The sequence below is a fragment of the Streptomyces similanensis genome (assembly GCF_039543625.1).
In the GTDB taxonomy this organism is placed as follows: domain Bacteria; phylum Actinomycetota; class Actinomycetes; order Streptomycetales; family Streptomycetaceae; genus Streptomyces; species Streptomyces similanensis.
The window spans coordinates 1-18,616 of record NZ_BAABKC010000133.1 but is presented as its reverse complement, the minus strand read 5'-3'; the positions used below and the strand labels follow the sequence as shown (position 1 = coordinate 18,616).

The window sequence follows — 18,616 nt, the reverse complement described above, 5'->3', positions numbered from 1 at the left end:
GAATCGTAGGCGGGTCGGTGTATTTCCCGTTTAAGAGGGACTCAGGGTCCCGCGCGGAAGACGGTGGGCGTCCGGCTCGGGTTGCGTCGGCGCCGGGGATTGCGTGGAGCGCCACAGCCGGGCCAAAGAGAGTACCGCGGCGGCGCCGAGCAAACCGTTGCGTACCAGCATCAGCACACAACCCGTCCAGGTGCACGCGGCGACCAGGTGGTAGAGCGTGGGGTAGACCACGACGCTGACCAGGGCGGCCGCCGCGATCAGCGTGGCCACCGGGCGCTGCGTGGTCTGCCGCGAGGTGAGGCAGACCGCGGCGAGGCCCAGCAGCCAGATCAGGTACTGCGGGCTGATCACCCGGCTGGTGACGGTGAACAGCAGCACGGCGCTGAGCGCGGCGTCGTACGGCGTCGCCGGCGTCCACCGGCGGGCCCGCACCCGCCACAGCAGCAGCAGCGCGAACGCCGCCGCCGACAGGGCGAGGGAGACGTGCGCCACGGTGGTCACGTGCGGGCCGGTGAACTCCAGCGCGCCGTACTGGTAGCGCACCGTGCCGGGCCAGCCCGCGTGCGTGGCGAAGGACAGCGCGGTGCCGCCGAACGACTCGATCTGCACGCCCCGCCCGCCCTGCTGGCGCACGAACGCCAGCGGGTTGCGGAACGCCGCGGCCAGCGCCAGGGTGGCCGCGGCCGCGACGACCACCGCCGAGGTCCACGCCGAGCGGGTGCTACGGCCCCGGGGGGCGCCCAGCAGTACCAGGACCGGCCACACCTTCACCAGGGCGCCCAGCGCGGCCAGGGCGCCGCCGGCGCGCGGGGAGCGGCGCAGCGCCAGCAGGGAGAGCACGGCGAACGCGGTGGCCTGGATGTCGTAGCGGGCCAGCGGGACGTGCAGCAGCAGTGGCGGGCCGAGCGTCCAGTAGGCGGCCCCGCGCAGACTGCGGCCGGGGCGGGTGCCCGCGCGGGCCAGGGCGAGCGCGATCACGGCGTCCACGGCGAGGGTGATCGCCACGAAGCCCTGGAAGTAGGTGAGGCCCGGCAGCAGCGCGGGCGACAGCAGGACCGGGCCGGCGCCCGGCGGGTACTGCCACAGGTGGTCGTGGGCGGGGAACGCGCCGTGCGAGAGGACCGTGTACCAGTGGTGGTACAGCTTCCAGACCTCGCGGGCCACCGCGCCGCGGCCCAGCAGAGGGTGGGTGCTGTGGGCGAGCAGCCACAGCATCAGGGCGCGGGTCAGGAGCCAGGCGGCCGCCAGGGTGAGGAGGCGGTGCGGCGTCGATGCGGGGGTGGGGAGGGGTGGCGGGCTCCGGAAGGCACGGAAGGCGCTCATCACGGCGGATCGTAGACCCGCCGGGTGGTGCGGTTCTCGTCGATACGCCGACTGTCGCCGAGAGTTGGCCGGATGGCCGAACTTTGGCCATCCGGCCGTTCGGGGGGCGGGGGGTGGGGGCGGGGGTTGCTTGGTCGGTGCGGGTGAGTGGGGGCTGGGCGCGCAGTTCCCCGCGCCCCTTTCGGCCCTTCGGGCCTCAGGGCCTCAGGGGGACTCGGTGGTGTTCAGGGTGGTTGCGTCCAAGGCCGTTGTCAGGCGGTTCAGGGTGGTGCGTAGGGTCTGGATCTCTTCGAGGGTGAAGCCGGTGGCCGTTGCGATGCGGTGCGGGACCTGGAGGGCGCGTTCGCGCAGGGCCGTGCCCTCCTCGGTCGGGTGGATCTCCACCGAGCGTTCGTCGCGCGCGCTGCGCTCCCGGCGTACCAGGCCGGCCGTCTCCAGGCGCTTGAGCAGCGGCGACAGCGTGCCGGAGTCCAGGCGCAGGAGTTCGCCGAGCCGTTTCACGGGCGTTCGGCCGTGCTCCCACAGCACCAGCATCACCAGGTACTGCGGATAGGTCAGCCCCAGGTCCTTGAGGAGCACCCGGTACACGCCGTTGAAGGCGCGCGAGGCGGCGTGCAGCGAGAAGCAGACCTGGCCGTCCAGGCTCAGCCAGTCCTCGTCCGGCGCGGCGGGCGGGGGTACCTCGGTAGTCATGGCTCCAGGATAGCTCTGGGCATCATTAAGTTGTGCACAATTGAATTGCGTGCTTCACTTGTGGTCGTACCGATGGACCGACGTATCCGACGTATCGAGAGGGATGGTTCTCATGGACGCGCTCTACACCGCCGTCGCCACCGCCACCCACGGCCGGGACGGCCGTGCCTACGCCTCCGACGGGAAGCTGGACGTACAGCTGGCCCCGCCGGTGGAGCTGGGCGGCGACGGGCAGGGCACCAACCCCGAGCAGCTCTTCGCCGCCGGTTACGCGGCCTGCTTCGCCAGCGCCCTCGCGCTCGTCGGCCGCCAGGCCAAGGTGGACGTGAGCGACGCCGCCGTCACCGGCGAGGTCGGCATCGGCAAGCAGGGCGAGGGATTCGCCCTCGCCGTCACCCTGCGGGTGGAGCTGCCCGAGACCGTGGACGAGGAGACCGGCCGCAAGCTGGTCGAGCAGGCCCACCAGGTGTGCCCGTACTCCAACGCCACCCGCGGCAACATCCCGGTCGACCTCGTCATCGAGTAACGCCCCGGGCCTCACCGCACGGCCGCGCTCCGCTCGTCCGCCGAGCGCGGCCCCGGCAGGCCCACCGGCCGGGCCGTCACCCGCTCCAGCAGCAGCGGCACCCCGACCACCGGCAGCAGCCAGGCCAGCACGATCAGCCGCTCGCCCCACACCGTGATGTCGGGATGCGCCGCCTGGGTGAGGAACCCGGTGAAAGCGGCCGCCGCCACGAAGACGCCGAACGCCCGGCCGCCGCGCCGCAGCGCGCCGAAGGCGCCCGCCGCGAGCAGGGCGGCGAACAGCGGCTGCCACAGCTGCCGCCGCAGCCACTCCCACCAGAAGTGCCCCTCAAGCCGCAGCAGTTCCGGCCACGGCCGGGCCCGGTCGGGCCGGGCGTAGTGATCGGTGAGCAGGTCCTGCACGCTGTCCGCCTCGGTCGGGTAGTGCAGCGCCCGCGCCAGCAGCAGCGTGCCGAGCACGGCGCAGCAGCCCACCGCCGTGAGCGCCAGGACCGCGCGGCCGGCCGGCCGCCCCCGCACCCGGCGCCGTACGGCGATCAGCGCGCCCGCCGCCGCCAGGCTCACCCCGAGAAACAGCGCCTGCGAGTGCTTGACCGCGAACAGCGCCGCCAGCGCACCGCACGTCAGCGCGATGCCGGGCCGGTGACGGCCGTCCAGGGCCAGCGCGCAGCCCCACAGCGCCGCCAGGGTCAGCGCCAGCATCAGCCCCTCGGCCATCGGCCGCATGGCGGTGGCGCCGCACGGCAGGACGTAGTACAGGGCCTGCCCGGTCAGGGCGAGCGGGACCGGGACGCGCCGGGTGCGCAGCAGCAGATGGACCAGGACGCCGCCGGCCGCCGTGACGGCCACCCCCGCCGCCCACAGCCCCCAGGTCGCGCCGAGCACGGTGACGAACGGGACCAGGAAGACCGGGTAGCCCGGCCGTACCTCGAAGATCCGCATGAACCGCTCCGACATGAACGGCAGGGTGTGCCCGCCGCTCTGCCCGGCCCGCAGCCGGGCGTCCACCGTGCGCCACAGCTCGGCCCGGCACTTCCTCGCCACCCGGGCGGCCGGGCTCGGCGCCGCGAAGCGCAGCACGTCCACGCGCTGCTCGCGGCGGGCCCGGGCCGCCCGGCCGGCGCAGGCGTAGTCGATGGTGACCGCCGCCGTCTCCCGCTTGTCCTCGCCGCGCAGGCTCAGGGCGTAGGCCAGGTAGTTCTTGGTGTCGGGTGTGTCCCGTCCGGTGACGGTGCCGAGCTGGGCCAGCGCGAACACCGCGACCAGCAGCAGCATCCAGCCGCGCGGCCCGCGCAGCGCGGCCACGGGGCGTCGGAGCGGTGCCGGCGCCCTCATGACGACGTCAGCCGGTCGTGACCCGACGCCTGCGCGGGCACCTGCGCGCCCGCCCCCGCGCCCCGGACGCCCGCTGCCGCCGCCCGCGGCGGGGTCCAGTCCGCCTCGCCGAGGATCAGCGTCCGCACCACCCGCTCGGCCGCCCAGCCGTCGTCGAACTCGCAGAACCGGGCCCGGAAGGCCGACCGCAGCCGCGCCGACTCCGCGTCCCGCCAGCTCCCGGACGTCAGCAGCCGCGCCAACTCCTCGTAGCAGCGCGACACATGGCCCGGCGGCTCGGCGGTGACGTCGAAGTAGACGCCCCGGCTCGCCGCGTACGCGCCCCAGTCGTCGGCGTGCAGCACGATCGGCCGGTCCAGGTTGGCGTAGTCGAACATCAGGGCGGAGTAGTCGGTGACCAGCACGTCGGAGGCGAGCATCACCTCTTCGACGTAGGGCTCGTCGGTCGCGTCGACCAGCACCCCGCGCCGGTGCAGTTCGGCCAGCCCCGCACCGCGCGCCGGACCGCCGGCCAGCGAGGGGTGCAGCCGGACCACCAGCGTGTGACCCGGGCCCAGGTCCGCGGCGAGCCGGGCCGCGTCGATCCGCTCGACGTGCCCGCCGCGCCGGTACTCGCGCCGGGTCGGCGCGTACAGCACCACCGTGTGACCGGCCGGGATGCCGAGCCGGGCGCGGACCGCCGCGCCGTCCCCGGCGCGCGCGCCGACCAGCACGTCGTTGCGCGGGCTGCCGGTGCGCGCGGAGGCGAACCGGCACGGGTAGGCGCGCTCCCAGACCAGCTCGGAGTGCCGGTTGGCGACCAGGCTGTGGTCCCAGCGGTCGGCCCGCTCCAGCATCCGCGGCACGTCCAGACCGTGCCGCGCGCCCGGCTTGTCCAGCAGATCGGCGCCCATGTACTTCAGCGGCGTCCCCAGATGGGTGTGGATGTGGACGCTGCCGGGGCGTTTGGCCTGGCGCTGGGGCCAGTTGACGTTGTTGACGAAGAACGCGGCCCGGGCCGCCAGCCGCCGGTAGCGCGGGGTGCCGGGCAGCACGTACTCGCCGTCCGGCGGCAGCAGGCCCGCAGCGTCGGCCAGTTCGGGGTTCTTCACCACCCACACCCCGCGCAGGTGCGGGGCGCTCTCGCGGGCCGCCCGGTACACGGCCGCCGGGTCGCCGAGCACCCCGCGGTGGTGGAACGCCGAGTACAGCACGAGGTCCGGTTCCAGCGGGCGGCGGGCGTGCAGCGCCGCCCAGCCGTCCCGGGCCCGGCGGCCGGCCGCCCGGCGCACCCGCACCGCCCGCCGCGCCAGCTCCCGTTCCGCCCTGCCGCCCTGGCGGCGCAGCAGATAGGCGGCGTAACCGCCCTCCAGGACGCGCAGTTCGCCTTCCGCCGTCGCTCCGGCGGGCCGGTGCGCGCGGAACAGGCGGGCCGTGGCGCGGAAGAACTCGGCCTTGTCCGACGGGGGCAGCCGGTCCGGTTTGGCGAGGACGTCCAGACAGTGCTCGCCCATCTTGCGGTGCAGATACGGCCGCCAGGTCGCCAGCTCGGGACGGGCGTCCACGAACGCGAACACCCGCTCGTACTGGTCGTGGACGTCGAAGTGCTTGCGGCTGGTGGTGGACAGGATGTTGCCCTGCCGGCGCTGGCGGTAGTGCAGGCAGATCCGGTCCAGGACGGCGATCCGGCCCGCGCTGAGCATGACCGGGAACGTCCACGGCGTGTCCTCGTAGTAGCCCGGCGGGAACGTGAAGCCGTGCTCCGCGACGAAGTCGCGCCGGTACGCCTTGTTCCACACCACCATCAACAGGTCCAGGATCTCCGGGCGTTCGGCCGCCGTGAAGGTTCCCTCGGGGGACTCGGCGAGGACGCTCGCCAGGACGTTGCGCCGGGTGCCGCCCCACCAGTAGGTGCGCGCGTAGTCGAAGACCAGCACGTCCGGGTCGGCGGTCTCGGCCAGCCGGTCGGCCAGGGCGCGCAGCGCGCCCGGCGTCAGGGTGTCGTCGCTGTCGAGGAAGAGGAGGAAGTCGCCTGCGGCGAGCGGCAGTCCGGCGTTGCGGGCCCGGCCGAGCCCGACGTTCTCCGGCAGGTGCACCACCCGCACCCGGGGGTCGCGGGCGGCGTACTCGTCCAGGATCGCGCCCGAGCCGTCCGGGGAGCAGTCGTCCACGGCGATCACCTCGACGTCCCGGAAGGACTGCCCGAGGACCGAGTCCAGGCACTCGCGCAGGAAGCCCTGCACCTTGAAACAGGGGACGATGACGCTGAAACGGGGCACTGCTGTCGTCAGCTCCTTACGAGGGTGGCCGCGGGGGCCGGGACGCGCCGCGCGAGGGGGACCATGGGCGGCAGGGCCTCGGGCGGCTCGCCGAGGAAGACCCGGCGTACGACGCGCTCGGCGGCGCGCCCGTCGTCGTACGGGCAGAACCGCTCCCGGAACACCGCCCGCAGCGCCGCCGACCGGGCGCCCGCGTACGAGCCATCGCGGAACAGGCGCGCCAGCTCCCCGGGGGTGCGCGCCACCGGTCCCGGCGGGCACTCCAGCAGGTCGAAGCAGACGCCCCGGACCTCGCGGTACACCTCCCAGTCGTCGGCGAGGACCACGATCGGCCGGTCGAGGTTGGCGTAGTCGAACATGATCGAGGAGTAGTCGGTGACCAGCGCGTCGGCGGCCAGGCACACCTCCTCGGTGGAGCGGTGCGCGGTCACGTCGATGATCCGGCCGCTGTCCCGGCGGCCGCCGCGGTCGTAGAAGTAGTGGGCGCGCAGCAGGACGACGACGTTCTCGCCGGCCGCCGCGCAGAACGCCTCCAGATCGAGGGGCGTCTCGAAGCCGGTGTGGTGGTCGCGGTGGGTGGGGGCGTACAGCACGGCCGTCGCGCCCGCCGGTACGCCCAGCGCGCGGCGGGCGCGCGCCACGGCCTCGGCGTCCGCCGTGCAGTACACGTCGTTGCGCGGATAGCCGTACTCCAGCGTCTCGTAGCCGCCGGGGAAGGCCCGCTCCCACATCTCGGTGGAGTGGCGGTTGGCGGAGAGGTTGTAGTCCCAGCGGTCCACGCGGCGCAGCAGCTTGGTGAAGCTGCCGCTGCGCGCGGCGACCACCGGATAGACCGACTGGTCGCAGCCCATCGTCTTCAGCGGGGTGCCGTGCTGGGTCTGGAGGTGCACGCTGCCGGGGCGCTTGACGACGGCGTCGGCGAAGTTGGCGTTGTTCACCAGGTACTTGGCGCGGGCCAGCGCCTTCCAGGAGCGCGGCGAGCCGATCGGCGCGTGGTCGACGCCCTCGGGAAGGGTGTGCTCCTGGCCGGGTTCGACCAGGAACAGTGCGCGCAGGTGCGGGGCGAGGTCGCGGGCGGCGGCGTGCAGGGCGGCGGGGTTGCAGGCGTAGCCGCGGCCCCAGTACGCGCAGTAGACGACGAGGTTCTCGTCGAGCGGGCGGTGCAGGTGCCACCGGTAGGCGAGGCCGGTGCGCAGGCCCCGCAGACGCGCTCCGGCCGCGGCCCGCACCCGGGCGGCGCGCGCCCCGGCGCGGTCGGCGGCGCACAGGGCGCGGAACAGGGGGTGCGCGAGGGCGGACGGCAGCGCTCGGGACAGCCCGGCCCGGCGGGCGAGCCGGTGCGCGACACCGGTAGCGGTACCTGTACCCGTACCGGGGCTGGGATCGGCGGGCCGGGCGGCGCGGGCCGGGCGATGGCGGCGGTACAGGGCACGCGCGCGGCGCAGGAAGGCGCGGCGGCGGCCCGCGGGCACCCGGTCCGGGTGCGCGGCCGTCTCCAGTACGGCGGCCAGGACCTGGTCGAACAGCACCGCGTACCGCTCGGCCGAGAGGCCCTGTTCCGCGGCCCGGACGAGCACCCGCTCGGACTGGTCGAGGAGGTCGAACTGGTGCTCGCCCGGGAGTGCGAGCCGGCTGCCCTGCCGGCGTTCCCGGTGCCGTACGACGCTGTGGCGCAGGACGGCGATCCGCTCGGCGGCCACGGTGACCAGGCCGCCCCAGCCCAGGTCGCTGTGGTGCCCGGCGGGGAAGCCGAGGCCGTGGCCGGTGACGAAGGCGCGCCGGTAGGCGGCGCTCCAGACCGGCCACCGCACGCCGGTCAGGTGCGGGGCCGCACCGGGCGCCACCGCGTGCGCGGACGGAGTCGGCGGCAGCCGTCCGTCCTGACCCGTCGGCGCGCCCTCCCACCAGGGCGTCCGCTCGTGCTCGAAGTACAGCGCGTCCACCTCGCCGGTCTGTTCGAGCCGCTCGGCCAGCGCGGTCAGCGCGCCCGGCAGCAGCAGGTCGTCGCCGTCCAGGAAGAGCAGGTACGCGCCGCCCGCCGCGCGCCGTCCGGCCTCGCGCGCCCCGCCGCGCCCCGCCGACGGCGGCGAGTGCGCCACGCTCACCCGCGCGTCCCGTCCCGCGTACCCGGCGGCCACGTCGGCGGCGGGCGCGCCGGGCCCGTCGCACATCACGATCAGCTCGAAGTCGCCGAAGGACTGCGCGAGGACCGAGTCCAGCGCCTGGGACAGCCGGCCGGCCACCCCGTGGGACGGGACGATGATGCTGAAGCGGGGCATGCTGCTCCCTCTGTCGTTGCCGTGGCCCGGCCCGCTCACCGGTGCGCCGGCCGGCCGCCGCGGCGCACGGTGTGGGCCGTCGAACGCGGGCGTCCGCCCGGCCGGCCCGACGGCCGCCAGGTGGAGGGCCGGGTGGGCGTGGGCCGCGAGGTGCTGGGTGGCATACGGACTCCCGCAGGGACAAACGGCGTTCAGCGGCTCTCGGTGACGGTCTGGGGACCGGCGGGTTGCGGCACGGTGGCGAGCCGGGAACGCGCCTGCGCCGAGGCCGCCCGCGACGGCACCGGATGCCGCCGGCCGGGCGGGACGACGGGCGGCAGCCCGGCCGCCTCCCCGCGCTGCCCGAGCACCACGTGCCGCACCACCCGCTCGGCCGCGCGCCCGTCGTCGTACGGGCAGAACCGCTCCCGGAACGCGGCCCGCGAGCGCGCGGAACGGGAGCCGCGCCAGTGCCCGCCGGCGAGGATGTCGGCCAGCTCGTCGGCGGAGCGCGCGACCGCGCCCGGCGGGTGGTCCCGTACGTCGAAGTAGACGCCGCGGGCCGCCTCGTACGCCTCCCAGTCCTCGGTGAGCAGCACGATCGGCCGGTCGAGGTTGGCGTAGTCGAACATGATCGAGGAGTAGTCGGTGATCAGCGCGTCGGAGGCCAGGCACAGCTCCTCCACGCTCGGGTGCCCGCCGACGTCGATGATCCGGCCCTGCGCGCCGGCCGGGTCGGCGAGCGGTCCGGCGTGCGTGTAGTGGGCGCGGGCCAGGACGACGAAGCGCGGATCGAGGCGCTCCAGCAGGCGTTCCAGGTCCAGCGCCGGACGCTGGGTGCGGCGGTGGTCGCGGTGGGTCGGCGCGTACAGCAGCGCGACGGCGTCCTCCGGGACGCCCAGCGAGGCGCGCAGCCGCGCCACGTCCACCGAGGTCGCCCGCTGGAAGACGTCGTTGCGCGGACTGCCGTATTCCAGGGTGGTGTAGCGGCCGGGGTAGACCCGCTCCCAGGTGAGGGTGGTGTGCCGGTTGCCGGACAGGACGTAGTCCCACTTGGCGGTGTTGCGCAGGAGCTGCGGGAAGTCCATGCCCCGGGCCGCCGCCGGGCGCTCCTGGAGGTCGAGGCCCATGTGCTTGAGCGGGGTGCCGTGCTGGGTCTGGACGAGGATCTGGCCGCGGCGCTTGACCAGGCGGCGGTCGAAGTTGACGTTGTTGACGAGGTACTTGGAGCGGGCCAGCGCCGTCCAGTACGCGGCGGTGCCCGGGGTCAGCCGGCGCACACCGGCCGGGACCGTGCCCTGGTGCTCGGGCCTGGCGATCCACGCCGTGCGCACCTGCGGCGCGAACTCCCGGAACGCCGCCTCCAGCGCGCCCGGGCCGCAGCCGTACCCGCGGCCCCAGTACGCGGCGAACACGGCGCGGTCGGCGCGCACCGGCAGGCACAGCTGGAGCCGGTAGTGCGCCTGGAGCAGGGCCGCGCGCAGCCCGCGCAGCGCGCTGGCGGCCGCCCCGGCGGCGCGGCGGCCCAGCGCCGTCGCGCGCAGCAGGGCGCGGAAGGTGCCGTGCAGGCCGAGCCGGACCAGGGCGTGCCGCAGCCGGGTGCGCCACGCCGGGCGCGCGCCCGGGGCGCGGTGCCGGCGGCAGTGCGCGCGGGTCCTGCGCCGGAACTCGGCGCGGCTCGCGCGCGGCAGCCGGCCGGGCCGGGTGCCCACCGTGCCCAGGTGGTCGAGCATCCGCCGGTACAGCACCGGCCGCCAGCTCTCCAGTTCAGGGCGCCGGTCGAGGAACGCGAACAGCCGGTCGTACTGGTCGAGGACGTCGAGGTGGCGGCGGTCGGCGGTGGCGAGGATGCTGCCCGGGCGCTGCCGGTAGTGCACGCACACCCGGTCCAGGGTCGCGATCGACCGCGCCGTCAGCAGCACCGGGTACGTCCACGGCGTGTCCTCGTAGTAGCCGGCCGGGAAGGCGAGGCCCTCGCGGGCCACGAAGTCGCGCCGGTACACCTTGTTCCAGGCCACCATCAGCACCCGCAGCAGCTCCGGGCGGTCGGCGAGCGGGAACGGGTCCTGGCCGTCCTCGGCGAGCGGGGCGCGCACCTCGTCGCGGACGGCCTCGCCGGTCCAGTCGGTGCGGGCGAAGCCGTGGACCAGCACCTCGGGTTCGCCGGTGGCCGCCAGCCGGTCGGCGATCGCGCGCAGCGCGCCCGGGGCGAGCGTGTCGTCGCCGTCCAGGTAGATCAGGTAGTCGCCGCGCGCCTCGGCGGCGCCCGCGTTGCGCGCCGGGCCCAGTCCGCGGTTGGCGGGCAGGTGGACGGCGCGTACCCGAGGGTCGCGGGCGGCGAACTCGTCGACGATCGCGCCGCACGCATCCGGCGAGCGGTCGTCGACGGCGATCAGCTCCAGGTCCGTGAACGACTGGCTGAGCACCGACTCCAGGCACTGGTGCAGATACGCCTGGACCCGGTACGCGGGCACGATGACACTGAACCTGGGCAAGGGTCCGTCCAAGGGTCGGCGCGGGCGTCGGTCGGCCCCGTCGTCACGGCGGGGCTGTGCCAGGCAACGGCCGATGGAGTGAATCGGTTACGGCTCACTGCTGCATGTGGGGGACGGCGGGTGAACGGGAAGAGGCGGCCCGATGACGGACCGCCCCTCGTTCCCGTACCGCCGTACGGCTACTTGACCGCGCCCGCCATCACCCCGGACACGAACTGCCGCTGGAACGCGAAGAACACGGCCAGCGGGATCACCATGGAGATGAACGCCCCGGGCGCCAGCACGTCGACGTTGTTGCCGAACTGGCGCACCTGGGTCTGCAACGCGACCGTGATGGGCTGGGTGCCGGACTTGGTGAACACCAGCGCGACCAGCATGTCGTTCCACACCCACAGGAACTGGAAGATGCCCAGGCTCGCGATCGCCGGCCCGCCCAGCGGCATCACCACCCGTGTGAACAGGCGCAGTTCGCCCGCGCCGTCGAGCCGGGCGGCCTCCAGCAGTTCGCGCGGGATCTCCGCGAAGAAGTTGCGCAGCAGGAACACCGCGAACGGCAGCCCGTAGCCGGTGTGGAACAGGACCACGCCGAGGATCGACCCGAACAGGCCGAGCTTGCCGAAGAGTTCGGCGATCGGGATGAGCGCCACCTGCACGGGCACCACCAGCAGCCCGACCACCGCCAGGAACCACCAGTCGCGGCCGGGGAACTCCATCCACGCGAACGCGTAGCCCGCCAGCGAGCCGACCACCACCACCAGGACGGTCGCCGGGACGGTGATCAGGGCGGTGTTCAGCAGCGAGTGGGTGATGTCGCCGTTCTCCAGCAGCTTCGAGTAGCTGTCGAAGGTGAGCTGGGAGGGCTTGGTGAACACGGTCCACCAGCCGTTCGCGGCCATGTCCTGCGGCGAGCGCAGCGACGACAGCAGCAGTCCGATCGTGGGCACCAGCCAGAACAGGCCCACCACGATCAGGAACACCCGCACCAGGCCGCCGCTCACCAGCTCGGCGAGCCGGGCGCCGAGCGACCGCCTCGCCCCGGCGGGCACGGCGGGCGGCGTCGTCTTCGTGACGGCTTCGGTGGTCATCGCCGCACCTCCCGCCTCAGGCGCCTCGTGTTGAACAGCATCACCGGGATCACCAGCAGCAGCAGGAACACCGCGATCGCGCTGGCGACGCCGGGCCGGCCCTCGGAGAAGCCCTTGCGGTACAGCTCCAGCGCCAGCACGTTGGCGTCGTCCTGGGAGGAGCCGGGCGCGATGATGAAGACCAGGTCGAAGATTTTCAGCACGTTGATCATCAGCGTGACCGCGACGACCGCGAGCACCGGCGCCAGCAGCGGCACGGTGATCCGCCGGAACACCTGCCACTCGTTCGCGCCGTCCACCCGCGCCGCCTCCAGCAGCTCGCGCGGCACCCCGGCCAGCCCGGCCGAGATCAGCACCATCGCGAACCCGGCCCACATCCACACGTACGCCCCGATGATGGCCGGCGTCACCAGCGACGGGCCGAGCCAGTCCACCCCGTTGTAGGGCGCCTTGAAGTTGTCCGCGGGCAGCCGCAGCCGGGCGCCGTCGGCCTCGGCGGGCAGCGAGAACGTGCCGTCGGCGGCGGCCTTCGCGCGCGCCACCACCTCGCCGTCCTTGACCGCCTCCACGCGCATGCCGTCGTAGCCCAGCTCGGCCGGGTCCACCGCGCCGAGCCGCCCGACGCCCTTGCCGCGGGTGAAGTCCTGCCAGGCGGTGCCGGTGATCTTCCCCGGCTCCGGCTTCGCCTGTACGGCCCGCTTCGCGCCGTCCGGCAGCTGGTCGGGGGCGACGCCGACCAGCGGCAGCGCCACCCACTGGCCGGCGTGCACCGGCGCGGTGGTGAGGAAGCCGCCGTGGTCCGGCGCGAGCGGCGAGTTCCGGCCCGGGTGCGCCTTCGGGAACGCGGAGGACTGGGCGAAGGTGTCGTGCACCCCGACCCACACAGCGTTGGCGACGCCCTTGTCCGGGTCCTGGTCGTAGACCAGCCGGAAGATGATCCCGGCCGCCAGCATCGAGATCGCCATCGGCATGAAGACGACCAGCTTGAACGCCGTTCCCCAGCGCACCCGTTCGGTCAGCACCGCGAAGACCAGGCCGAGCGCGGTGGCGACGGTCGGCGCGAACACCACCCAGATGACGTTGTTCTTCAGCGCGGTGCGGATGCCGTCGTCGGTGAACAGGGCCTTGTAGTTGTCGAACCCGGCGAAGTGGTCGCCGGAGGAGTCGTAGAAGCTGCGGACGATCGAGTACCCGATCGGGTAGACCACGAGCGCGCCGAGCAGTACCAGGGCGGGCAGCAGGAACAGGGCCGCCACCGCCTTGCGGGTGCCGGTCACGCTCCTGCGGCCGCGGGGCGCGCCGGGGGACGGCGGGGCGGGAGCGGGCGAGGCCCCCGCCGCCGTGGCCGACGTCATCGCCGCACCCGCCCTCTCGCACCGGGTGCCTGGTGTGGGCGTTCCATCGGATCAGCTCCCGCCGCCGTAGGCCGCCGCCGCGTCCTTCTCCAGCTTCGCCTGCGCGCCCGCCACGTCCGACGGGTTCTTCAGGAAGTCCTGGAGGTCCTTCCACTCGCCCTTGCCGGGCGTGCCGCCGAACGCCTGCGGCGCCTGGTCCGACATGTCGAAGCGGAAGTCGTCGCCGGAGGCGATCAGCGCCTTGGCGATCGTGCGCTGCACCTCGTTCGGGTACGCCGACTCCGGCACGTTCTTGTTCGGCGACAGGTAACCGCCGAGCTTCGCCTGGATCACCGCCGCGTCCGGCGAGGCGAGGAAGGTCACCAGCGCCTGCGCCGCCTTGGAGTCCTTCAGGATCACCGCCGCGTCGCCGCCGGACACCACCGGCGCGCTCGCGCCCACCGCCGGGAACGGGAACACCTTGGCGTCCGTGCCCACCTTCGCCTTGGTCTCACCGATGTTGACCTGCGCGAAGTCGCCCTCGTAGACCATGGCGGCCTTCGGCTGGTCGCCGCCGGTGAAGGTCTGGGTGACCGACGCCGGGAACTCCGTCTGGAGCGCGCCGTCCGCGCCGCCCGCCAGGTAGTCCTTCTTGGACCAGATCTGGGCGAGGGTGGTCAGGGCCTGCTTGACCGACGGGTCCGTCCACTTGATCCTGTGCTGGGCGAGCTGGTCGTACTTCTCCGGGCCCGCCTGCGACAGGTAGACGTTCTCGAACCAGTCGGTCAGCGTCCAGCCGTCGGCGCCGCCCACCGAGAACGGGGTGACGCCCGAGTCGTAGACCTGCCGCGCGGTGGACAGCAGGTCCTTCCACGTCTTGGGCTCGCTCGCCCCCGCGTTCTGGAGGGCCTTGGCGTTGTACCAGATCAGCGACTTGTTGGCGGCCTTGTAGTAGACGCCGTACTGCTTGCCGCCGACCTTGCCGATGTCCTGCCAGCCCTGCGAGTAGTTCTTCGTGAGCTGCGCCTGCGCCTCGGCGCCGACCGGCTTGGCCCACTTCTTCTCGACGGCCTGCTTGATGGCGCCCGGCTGCGGGAGCAGCGCCACGTCCGGCGGCTGACCGCCCGCGATCTTCGAACCGAGGAAGTTGATGATCGGGTCCTGGGCGGGGACGAAGGTGACCTTCGCGCCGGTGCGCCTGGTGAACTCCGCGAGCACCTTCTTGAAGTTGGCCTGTTCGGCGCCGGTCCAGACGGCGGCGACCTCCAGGGTCGTGCCGTCCAGCTTCGGGAGGGTGACGGTGGCGCCGGTCTGCGCGCCCCCGCTCGGCGTGCCGCTCCCGCCGTCGTCCGCCTTGTCGTCGTCGCCCCCGCCGCACGCGGTGAGGGAGAGCGCGAGGGCTCCCGCGGCGACGGCCGCCGCGGCCCTGGCCGCCCTGCGTGTCCGGATGGTGCTGCTCGTGCTGCGCATCACTGCCCCGTTCTTCGTTCCTCGTCGAACGCCCGAGCGCTGTCTCGGTGCGCTCTGGTCTACGCCGGGGTCCGGACGTCGGCAAGAGCGCCGACGGTGTCGGGCGGGCGATCGTTAACACGTCGTGACTGTCCGTCAGAGGCGCTCGTCACATGGGGCGTTGAGGCGAGCGCGCGGTGCATCGACGCGGGTGGCGGGGGTAGCAGGAGGGGTTGGGGGGCGGGCCCGCGCCAGGTGGGTGGTGGCGTCGGGGTCAGAGCAGGGAGGGGACCTGGGCGGCCGACACCTCCCGTGCGGCCCGTTCCAGCGCGCTGGCCAGCAGGGCCAGGTCCGTCGGCCCGTTGCCCAGCTCCCGTACCGTGCGGCGGGCCGGCGGGTCGCCCATGCGGTGCCACTCCAGCGGGACGACCGTGGGGCGCTGGGTCGCCGTGCGCGGGATGCGGCCCGTGACGCGGCCGCCCTGGAACGGCGTCACCCGGCCGTCCGGACCGGTCAGCCGGCCCCGCCCGGGCGCCGGCTCGCCCCCCGGCTCCCGCTCTTCCGCCGACGGGGCGGCGCTCCCGCGGCCGGTGGCCGGGGCGTCCAGCGCGACCCGCAGCGTGGCGCGGCGGGCCGGTTCCGTCTCCGCGGTACGGCCGCCGGGCGCCGTCGCCGCCACCAGGTGGACGCCGAGCCGCTCGCCGTCCCGGGCCACCGCCTCCAGCGCGCGGATCACCGAGCCGGCCGCGGGTCGCCCGGGCGAGCCGAGCGCGGGCGAGACCAGCAGGTCCAGGTCGTCCACGACCACGACCAGCCGGGGCAGCGGCGGGACCACCGCCGCGCGCGAGCGGGCCAGGGCGGGCCGCAGCCGCAGGGTGGAGCTGGGCGGGGCGTCGAGATCGGCCGCCCCGGAGGTCGGTCCCGGACCGCCCGCTCCGGCCGCCGCACCGGACGGACCGCCCGGCGCCGTACCGCCCGCCGTCGGACCGGCCGGCCGCGTCCGGTCCGGGGTGCGGCCCGGCACGCCGCGGCCGGAGGCGGTGCGCTGGGCGACGATACGGCCGGACACCTCCCGCCGGGTGTGCCACTCGGCGAAGGAGGACAGCCCGAGCAACTCGGCCCGCCGCTTCAGTTCGGCGCTCAGCGACTGCGCGAACTCCCGCATGCGCACCGGGTCGTTGGCGGTCAGATGCGTCGTGACATGCGGGACGTCCGTACAGACGCGCAGCCCGTCGCCGTGGCCGCCGCCCGCCGCGACGCCGTCCCGGCCGTCCACCAGGACGACGCCGAGCCGGTCCGGGCGCTCCGCCGAGGCGAGCGAGGCGACCACGGAGCGCAGCAGCTCCGTACGGCCGCTCCCGGCGGGCCCCTCGATCAGCAGGTGCGGCCCGTCGGCCACGAGGTCCGCGCAGACCGGGCCGCGCGGACCGGCGCCGAGTATCAGCACCGCGCGTCCGCCCAGGGCCCCGGTGTCGTCGGCCGCGTCCGCCCAGCGCGCCTGGAGCGAGGCGGGAGTGGCGCGGGCGAGCCCCAGCTCGTCCAGCAGCCGCGCCGACAGCGGCAGCGGCGCGGACACCCGCGCGGGCCGGTCGCCGCCGGCCGCGTCCGCCGCCCGCAGCGGCGCCAGCGCCCGCGCGAACCGCTCGGCCCAGGCCGGGGAGACGGCGTCCACGACGGCGACCGTGCCGGGGGAGACGGGGGTGGGGGAGCCGGCGGCGGAGGACTCCGGACGCCGCCGGTGCTCCCGCGGGTGCGGGACGGCCGCCGTGCCACTGGAGGACTCCTCCGAGCCCGACCGCGCCACCCGCATCAGCCGCAGCGCCGTCGCCACGTCACCGCTGAGCAGCGCGACGGCGCCGCACTCGCGGAACACCGGCGACACCGCGCACGCCGCGTCGTACGTCTCCGCCACCGGCGAGGCGGGCGAGGCGGGCGCCGCCTCGGCCAGGCACAGCACGTGTATCCCGGCCCGCGGTCCTTCCTGCGCCAGCCGCGCCACCGCCTCCCGCACGGAGGCGCCGCCCGGGTCGCCGTCCACGACCACCACGGTGAACGGGCCGGTGAAGTCCGCCGCGCCGCCCGCGTCCTCGTCCCGGACCCAGGAGGGCCGCCGGCCGCCCGCGCGCGCGGTCCGCTCCGCGTCCGAGGCGCCGTCGTCGATGCCGACGCCGTCGTCGGCGTCGGGGAGCTGTCCGGTGCGACGGGTGTCGGCGAGCTGGTCGTCCAGGCGGCGCAGCAGCTCGTCCGTGCGGGCCGCGGCCTGTTCGCGGTCGTGGGCCAGCAGCAGCCGGCAGTCCTGGCCGTGCCCCGGCCGCACATGGGGGAGCCAGCCGAGCCACGACCACTCCGCCGTGCGCTCCGCCGTCGTACGGGTGCGGTCGGCGCTGATCAGGACGATCTCGAGCGTCTCGGGGGAGTGCAGCGCGGCGAGCTGGGCCAGCACCGCGCGGGCCAGCCCGGACAGCCGCTCGCGCGGCCCGGCCAGGCCCAGCGCCCCCGCCTCGCGCAGCCCCGCGGTCACCGGCACCGCAGGCAGCAGCCGCCCCGAACCGTCGGGGGCCGGCCGGTCCGCCGTGCCCAGCCGGACCGTCAGCGCCTCCGGGTGCCCCGGACCGCGCTCCCACAGCCGGGGACCCGGGCCCAGCGCGGTCAGCAGCAGCGCCGCCGGGTCCGGCCAGGTCTCCGGCAGCTGCGGGCCCGCGTACGGCGCGGGCGCGTCGCCGTGCCCGGGCGCCGCCGTGCCGTCGTACGCCTCCCCGCGGACCGCCGCGCTCTCGCCGCGCCCGCCGGTCAGCCGCCGGGCCCACGCCCCGAGCCCGCTGCGCCGGCGCAGCCCCTGCGGCACCTCGGTGCCCCGCAGGGGCGTGCCCTTGCGGCCGCGTCCCTCGTCCTCGGCGAGGTGGTCCGGGTGCTCGGGGACGAAGGTGTCCGCGCCGGCGCCCGCACCGAAGCGGCCCGCGTGGGTGTCGCCGCCGTGGCTCTCGATCCGGGGCGCGCGGCCCTGCGCGGGCAGCGCGGGCGATCCGGCGAAGCCGTGCTCGCCGCCGTCCGCCGGGCGCGCCGCGCCGGCCGCGCCCCACGCGCCCGCCGTACCCGTCACGCGCGGCGCGTCCGCCGTACCCGGCGCACCGGGGCCGCCGGCCGTCGTCCACGCGCCGCCGCCGACGCTCAGACCGGGTGCGGAACCCGTCCCCGCGGTCGTCGCGGCGCCCGCGCCGGATCCGGCACCGTCACCGCCCGCCCCACGCGCGTACGCCCCACCGCCCGCACCCGAAGCACCCGAGGCGCCGGAGGTACCCGAGACGACGTGCGTACCCGCAGCGCCGGAAGCTCCCGAGGCACCGCCGCCGCTCCCCGCGACCCGTACCTGTCCCTCCCCGTCCGGCGCCGTGGCCACGCGGGCCGACGGGCCGGCGGCCGGGGTCAGCCGCAGGGCCGACTCGCCCATGCGCAGCAGCGCGCCGGGCGCGAACCGGACCGGGCGGCCGCCGATCGGCCGGCCGTCCAGCACCGTGCCGTTGGTGGAGCCGAGGTCGGCGACCGAGACCCGGCCGTCCGGGGCGACCGTCACGGCGCAGTGCAGCCGGGAGACGTCGGGGTCGTCGAGCGGCACGTCGGCGTCGGCGGAGCGGCCGACGGTGATCTGCCCGCCGTGCAGCAGGTGGACCCCGCCCGCGTCCGGTCCCGCGACCACGTGCAGCTGGGCCGGGGCCTCGTCCAGCTCGGGGTGCGGCTCCTCCTCGGCGGGGGCGCCCAGGGACAGCACCGCGCCGTCCAGCAGCGGCGGCTCGCCGAGCGTGCAGCGCTGGGTGTCCAGCCGCTCCGCCCCGGCGTACAGCACCACCGGGCCCGCGCCGGGCT

At 75.3% G+C, this 18,616-nt stretch carries 11 protein-coding genes; 1 reads left to right on the top strand and 10 read right to left on the bottom strand.

The features are described 5' to 3' along the window. Nucleotides 1–30: 30 nt before the first annotated feature. Nucleotides 31–1,323, bottom strand: coding sequence for a glycosyltransferase 87 family protein (locus ABEB07_RS36205; protein WP_345672296.1), 1,293 nt, complete (start codon nucleotides 1,321–1,323; stop codon nucleotides 31–33). Between the two features lie 204 nt (nucleotides 1,324–1,527). Beyond that, the gene (locus ABEB07_RS36200; RefSeq protein WP_345672295.1) at nucleotides 1,528–2,016 is read right to left on the bottom strand and encodes a MarR family winged helix-turn-helix transcriptional regulator; all 489 of its coding nucleotides are present in this window, start codon (nucleotides 2,014–2,016) and stop codon (nucleotides 1,528–1,530) included. Nucleotides 2,017–2,128: 112 nt separating this feature from the next. Here ABEB07_RS36200 and ABEB07_RS36195 point away from each other — a divergent pair, with 112 nt between their 5' ends. Beyond that, on the top strand, nucleotides 2,129–2,542 hold the full coding sequence (locus ABEB07_RS36195) for an organic hydroperoxide resistance protein (RefSeq protein ID WP_345672293.1): 414 nt from the start codon (nucleotides 2,129–2,131) through the stop codon (nucleotides 2,540–2,542). Nucleotides 2,543–2,553: 11 nt separating this feature from the next. Here ABEB07_RS36195 and ABEB07_RS36190 read toward each other — a convergent pair whose 3' ends face one another. The 8 genes from ABEB07_RS36190 to ABEB07_RS36155 all read right to left on the bottom strand — a co-directional run. Beyond that, on the bottom strand, nucleotides 2,554–3,816 hold the full coding sequence (locus tag ABEB07_RS36190) for a hypothetical protein (protein WP_345672303.1): 1,263 nt from the start codon (nucleotides 3,814–3,816) through the stop codon (nucleotides 2,554–2,556). Between the two features lie 56 nt (nucleotides 3,817–3,872). Then, nucleotides 3,873–6,134: a bifunctional glycosyltransferase/CDP-glycerol:glycerophosphate glycerophosphotransferase gene (locus ABEB07_RS36185; RefSeq protein ID WP_345672292.1), complete on the bottom strand. Its 2,262-nt coding sequence runs from the start codon at nucleotides 6,132–6,134 to the stop codon at nucleotides 3,873–3,875. 8 nt (nucleotides 6,135–6,142) lie between these two features. Continuing rightward, nucleotides 6,143–8,413, bottom strand: coding sequence for a bifunctional glycosyltransferase/CDP-glycerol:glycerophosphate glycerophosphotransferase (locus ABEB07_RS36180; protein ID WP_345672291.1), 2,271 nt, complete (start codon nucleotides 8,411–8,413; stop codon nucleotides 6,143–6,145). A 191-nt stretch (nucleotides 8,414–8,604) separates the two neighbouring features. Continuing rightward, nucleotides 8,605–10,887, bottom strand: coding sequence for a bifunctional glycosyltransferase/CDP-glycerol:glycerophosphate glycerophosphotransferase (locus tag ABEB07_RS36175; RefSeq protein ID WP_345672290.1), 2,283 nt, complete (start codon nucleotides 10,885–10,887; stop codon nucleotides 8,605–8,607). 179 nt (nucleotides 10,888–11,066) lie between these two features. Continuing rightward, nucleotides 11,067–11,972 (bottom strand): carbohydrate ABC transporter permease, encoded by a 906-nt coding sequence (locus tag ABEB07_RS36170; RefSeq protein ID WP_345672289.1) that lies wholly within the window; start codon nucleotides 11,970–11,972, stop codon nucleotides 11,067–11,069. Next, on the bottom strand, nucleotides 11,969–13,327 hold the full coding sequence (locus ABEB07_RS36165) for a carbohydrate ABC transporter permease (RefSeq protein ID WP_425589142.1): 1,359 nt from the start codon (nucleotides 13,325–13,327) through the stop codon (nucleotides 11,969–11,971). The genes ABEB07_RS36170 and ABEB07_RS36165 overlap by 4 nt, the downstream gene beginning before the upstream one ends. A gap of 51 nt (nucleotides 13,328–13,378) precedes the next feature. After that, nucleotides 13,379–14,776: an ABC transporter substrate-binding protein gene (locus ABEB07_RS36160; protein WP_176149210.1), complete on the bottom strand. Its 1,398-nt coding sequence runs from the start codon at nucleotides 14,774–14,776 to the stop codon at nucleotides 13,379–13,381. Between the two features lie 253 nt (nucleotides 14,777–15,029). Further along, nucleotides 15,030–18,616, bottom strand: a 3,587-nt coding sequence (locus ABEB07_RS36155; protein WP_345672287.1) for an FHA domain-containing protein, incomplete at its 5' end; no start/stop codon positions are given.

Excerpts from the sequence above, each read along its gene's own strand:
- ABEB07_RS36180 (WP_345672291.1), bottom strand. The coding sequence starts at position 8,413 with ATGCCCCGCTTCAGCATCATCGTCCCGTCCCACGGGGTGGCCGGCCGG.
- ABEB07_RS36200 (WP_345672295.1), bottom strand. The coding sequence starts at position 2,016 with ATGACTACCGAGGTACCCCCGCCCGCCGCGCCGGACGAGGACTGGCTG.
- ABEB07_RS36160 (WP_176149210.1), bottom strand. The coding sequence starts at position 14,776 with ATGCGCAGCACGAGCAGCACCATCCGGACACGCAGGGCGGCCAGGGCC.
- ABEB07_RS36190 (WP_345672303.1), bottom strand. The coding sequence starts at position 3,816 with ATGCTGCTGCTGGTCGCGGTGTTCGCGCTGGCCCAGCTCGGCACCGTC.
- ABEB07_RS36195 (WP_345672293.1), top strand. The coding sequence starts at position 2,129 with ATGGACGCGCTCTACACCGCCGTCGCCACCGCCACCCACGGCCGGGAC.
- ABEB07_RS36170 (WP_345672289.1), bottom strand. The coding sequence starts at position 11,972 with ATGACCACCGAAGCCGTCACGAAGACGACGCCGCCCGCCGTGCCCGCC.
- ABEB07_RS36205 (WP_345672296.1), bottom strand. The coding sequence starts at position 1,323 with ATGAGCGCCTTCCGTGCCTTCCGGAGCCCGCCACCCCTCCCCACCCCC.
- ABEB07_RS36165 (WP_425589142.1), bottom strand. The coding sequence starts at position 13,327 with ATGACGTCGGCCACGGCGGCGGGGGCCTCGCCCGCTCCCGCCCCGCCG.